This window comes from Mycobacterium sp. NGS40, assembly GCF_059812735.1.
Window position 1 is genome coordinate 1 of record NZ_JCALDG010000068.1, and the last position, 4,320, is coordinate 4,320.

At 62.6% G+C, this 4,320-nt stretch carries 6 protein-coding genes; all 6 read left to right on the plus strand.

Annotated features, from left to right (window positions below):
* The first annotated feature begins 137 nt into the window (after positions 1-137).
* Entirely contained in the window at positions 138-1,601 is a 1,464-nt protein-coding gene (locus tag AC5Y5O_RS31760) for an aromatic ring-hydroxylating oxygenase subunit alpha (protein ID WP_047040736.1), read from the plus strand.
* An 8-nt stretch (positions 1,602-1,609) separates the two neighbouring features.
* Complete coding sequence (locus AC5Y5O_RS31765; protein ID WP_095795377.1) at positions 1,610-2,209, plus strand: 3-phenylpropionate/cinnamic acid dioxygenase subunit beta; 600 nt, start codon at positions 1,610-1,612, stop codon at positions 2,207-2,209.
* The gene (locus AC5Y5O_RS31770) at positions 2,206-2,538 is read left to right on the plus strand and encodes a hypothetical protein (RefSeq protein ID WP_047040740.1); all 333 of its coding nucleotides are present in this window, start codon (positions 2,206-2,208) and stop codon (positions 2,536-2,538) included. Before AC5Y5O_RS31765 ends, AC5Y5O_RS31770 begins: the two co-directional genes overlap by 4 nt.
* A gap of 18 nt (positions 2,539-2,556) precedes the next feature.
* Positions 2,557-2,751, plus strand: coding sequence for a ferredoxin (locus AC5Y5O_RS31775; protein ID WP_047040743.1), 195 nt, complete (start codon positions 2,557-2,559; stop codon positions 2,749-2,751).
* On the plus strand, positions 2,751-3,983 hold the full coding sequence (locus AC5Y5O_RS31780; RefSeq protein ID WP_047040745.1) for an NAD(P)/FAD-dependent oxidoreductase: 1,233 nt from the start codon (positions 2,751-2,753) through the stop codon (positions 3,981-3,983). Before AC5Y5O_RS31775 ends, AC5Y5O_RS31780 begins: the two co-directional genes overlap by 1 nt.
* The coding region (locus tag AC5Y5O_RS31785; RefSeq protein WP_500028725.1) for a class II aldolase/adducin family protein at positions 3,983-4,320 on the plus strand (338 nt) is incomplete at its 3' end. The genes AC5Y5O_RS31780 and AC5Y5O_RS31785, both read left to right, overlap by 1 nt.

Here is a 4,320-nt window from a genome sequence, read left to right on the forward strand (position 1 = left end):
TTTCGCGAGCACTTTAGATGAGTCTCGTCGGGGGCTTGACGAACGCCACACTTTAAGTCATTCTCTTTCTAAAAGAAACTATCTCTGATTACCAGAGATGACTGGCGTCTTGCCGGCCCGGACAAGGAGATCCATCAATGACTGACCACAGCGGCGTGATTCAGGATGTACGGCAGGGCATGATCCCTGCACACATTTACAACGACAAAGAGATCTTCGAGCTTGAAAAGGAGCGGGTCTTTGGTCGCAGCTGGCTTTTCGTCGCCCACGAATCCGAGGTGCCCGAAGCTGGCGACTACGTGGTGCGCCGCGTCCTGGAAGACTCATTCATCATTTCCCGTGATGAACATGGAGAAATCCGGGCACTGTTCAACATGTGCCTTCACCGCGGCATGCAGGTCTGCCGCACGGAGATGGGAAACGCTTCCCACTTCCGTTGCCCGTACCACGGGTGGTCCTACCGTAACGACGGCCGCATAGTCGGACTGCCCTTCCACAAAGAGGCATACGGCGGCGAAGAGGGCTTCAAGAAGCAGGGGCAGACGTTGCTGCCTGCTCCTTCCCTGGGCATCTACAACGGCCTTATCTTCGTCAGCCTGGATCCTGACGCAGAGCCGTTGGAGGACTTCCTGGGTGACTTCAAGTTCTACATGGACTACTACACGAAGCAAAGCTCCGGCGGGATTGAACTGCGCGGGCCGCAGCGGTGGCGGGTCAAGGCCAACTGGAAAATCGGAGCCGAAAACTTCGCCGGCGACATGTATCACACCCCCCAGACCCACACCTCCGTCGTCGAAATTGGTTTGTTCCGCGAACCAAAGGCGGAAAAGCGCAAGGACGGGACAACCTATTGGGCCGGCAACGGCGGCGGAACTACCTACAAGCTTCCCGAAGGAAGCCTGGAGGACCGCCTCCGCTACGTGGGCTACCCGGACGAGATGATCGCCCGCATGAAAGAGCAGTGGAGCCAGGAGCAGCTCGACGTCGTGGGCAAGGACGGGTTCATGGTGTCGGCGGCGTCGGTGTTCCCGAACATGAGCTTCGTGCACAACTGGCCACGGGTCGAAGAAGACTCCGATGAAGTGCTCCCGTTCATCTCCATCCGGCAGTGGCAGCCAATCAGTGAAGACGAGACCGAGATCGTATCGTGGTTCGCCGTCGACAAGAACGCGCCCGAAGAGTTTAAGGCACTTTCCTACAAGGCCTATCTCATGTGCTTTGGCAGCGGCGGCATGTTCGAGCAGGACGACGTGGAAAACTGGGTTTCCTTGACCAGCACCGCCGGCGGCCCGATGGCACGGCGCCTGCTGCTGAACAGCCGCATGGGCATGCTGGAAAACGGACAGAACGTCGTCGAACCCCTGACCCCCGAGCAGTACTCCGGCCCCGGCTCGACCCGCGTCGGATACAGCGAATACAACCAGCGTGAACTGCTCCTGCGATGGGCCAACCATCTTGAACGACCGATGGAAAAAGCGGCCCAGGTGCACGTCGGCAGCAATCCGGTGCAGGACTGTCCGTCTGACACCCCGGATTCTTTCCCGGCTCCCGCTGAGCACAACGGGCACGCCCCGGCAATGACCGTTTCGAAGGAGGGCTAGCCGTGGGTATTGAAGCCGTAACCGAACGCAGCAACAAATCTCTCTCGGAGCAGTCGGTGCTGGGAGGGCACGCCCCCCGTACTCAGAGGACGGGTGACTCCCTGCCGTTCAATGATGAACTTCATCTGCAAGCCCACAAGTGGCTTGTCGATGAATCCTATTTGCTCGACGCACAGGAGTACGACGAGTGGCTGAGCCGCCTCACGGACGACGTGCACTATCTCATGCCGGTGAGGGTGACCACTGCCCTCGGGGCCGGTTACAGCACGTCTCCCGGGATGGCGCACATGGATGAAAACAAGTACTCGCTGAGCCGCAGGGCGGCGCGCTTCGCCACGGAACACGCCTGGACCGAAGACCCTCCGTCGCGGCTGCGCCACTACGTCACCAACGTCCGGACGTTCCGTACCGGTAACCCGGATGAGATCATCGTGGATTCGGCGGTCCTGCTGTTCCGCAGCCGGGGCGACGTCCGCGAGGCCGCGACCGTGTCGGCAGGCAGGGAGGATCTGCTGCGCCGCACCGGCTCCGGCTGGCAGCTCGCCCGCCGCACCATCATGGTCGACGAGGCGGTCATCCGGATGCAGAATCTGGCCATATTCCTATGAAACTCGAATGGGAAGGCGAAGAGGAGGACCGCCTTGCCGCCATTCGAGCGGCGGAGGAGCGCGACCGGCTGGAAGCACGGGTCAACGGCGCTCCGATCGTGATCGCCAACGAATTCTCCGAAGTCCAGGTAAGCCGCGTCGAGACGCGGAACGGCTCGCGGCTGATGATCAAGTCCCCGCGCTCCGGCCAGTGGGTGTCCCTGTGCCCCCTGGAGCTGGAAGCCCTCACCTGGCAGGCGCCGGCAACCTTCTCGGCCATGATCGGGCATCCGTTCGGGCCGCTTGTCACCGAGGACGAGCAGCCGCCCCAGAACAAAAACAACATCTAGAGGCCAAGGAGATTGACAATGCCTACCGTAAAAGCAGATCTGCAAGCCTGCCAGGGCTACGCCAACTGCGTCGTTGGGGCACCCGACTACTTTGATCTGGATGACGACGGAATCGTTGTTCTCCTCAGGACCAAAGTTCCCGAGGCCGAGCGTTCCCGTGTCACCGAGGCTGCCCGCAGCTGCCCGGTGTCCGCCCTAGTAGTGGAGGACTGATGAACACGACCACAGTTATCGTCGGCTCCTCAACCGGCGGCGTGCGTGCTGCCCAGTCCCTGCGCCTGGAGGGGTATGAAGGCGACATCGTCCTCGTCGGTGCTGAGACGGAACTCCCGTACGACAAGCCGCCGTTGTCCAAATCCGTCCTCTCCGGCAAAGCAGAGGAGTCGTCCATCCGCCTCCTTACCCGCGAGCAGGCGGAGGAAGCCAGCATCCGGCTGCTGCTCGGGCACGCCGCCACAGGCATCGATGTCGCCGGAAACCTGTTGTACCTCCAGGACCACGAACCCCTACACTTCGACAACCTTGTGATCGCCACGGGCGCATCTGCCCGACCCTCACCCTGGGGCCAACGGCCCGGGATCCACGTGCTCCGTTCCCTGGACGATGCCCGGAAACTGCGCGCCGACCTCCTCAAAGGCGGGGAACTGGCAGTGATCGGCGCCGGTTTCATCGGTGCCGAAGCAGCCGCGACGGCACGTACGCTCGGTCTGGAAGTGACAGTCATCGACCCGATGCCCATACCAATGAGCCGCATCTTCAACGCCGAAATCGCACAGCTGTTTGGAGAACTCCACCGCAACAACGGCGTCACCACGATCTTTGGCACCGGAGTCGAGGCCATTGAGGGCGAGCACGGGTCCTTCAGCGTCAGGCTTACCAACGGCCAGACAGTACAAGCCGCCACCGTTCTCATCGGGATCGGCGCGGTTCCCAACGACGCCTGGCTGGCCTCCTCGGGACTGCTGGTGGACAACGGCGTCGTGCTGGACGAGTTCTGCAGGGCTGTGGACGCCCCGAACGTGTATGGCGTCGGCGACGTGGCGCGCTGGCGGCATCAGAAGCACGGTGCGGACATCCGGATCGAGCACTGGACAAACGCGGTTGAGCAAGCCTCATGCGTCGCCCACAACATCACCCATCCGGACAGTCCCCGCGAGTACACACCGGTTGAATACGTCTGGAGCGACCAGCACGACTGGAAAATCCAGGTCGTCGGTCGCGTGGGAGGCAACGCCGACCATGTCCTCATCGGAGACCCTGAGCTGCACGGTCGGTTCGCAGCGCTCTACACCACCGACGGAGTGGAACTGTACGGTGCCGCGATCGTGAACTGGCCGAAGGCCCTGCTTGCCTGCCGCCGCGGCATGGGATCAGGGATCGGCGTGCAGGAACTGCGCGACAAACTCGAGCTCCTGCTCGAGCCCCGGCCGACGGCGGCACTCTGATGCGGGGAAGTCAGCCGCCGGTGGTCCACGAAGAGCAACGGCAGGCCATCGCAATGGCCTGCCGGGTCCTGGCCGGCCGCGGCCTCGCCGACGGAATCCTCGGCCACATCAGTGCGCGAACGGGGGAGAACGAGCTCTTGGTCCGTTGCAGGGGTCCCAAGGAGCGTGGCCTCGCGCACACCGAAGCCAACGACATCCGGCTGGTCGACCTCGACGGCAATCCCGCCGCCGAAGGCGAGCTCGACAGCGGCTACACGGTCCCCAACGAGCTGCCTCTGCACACCGAGCTGCTGCGGCGGCGCCCGGATATCAACTCCGTTGTGCATGCCCACCCCCC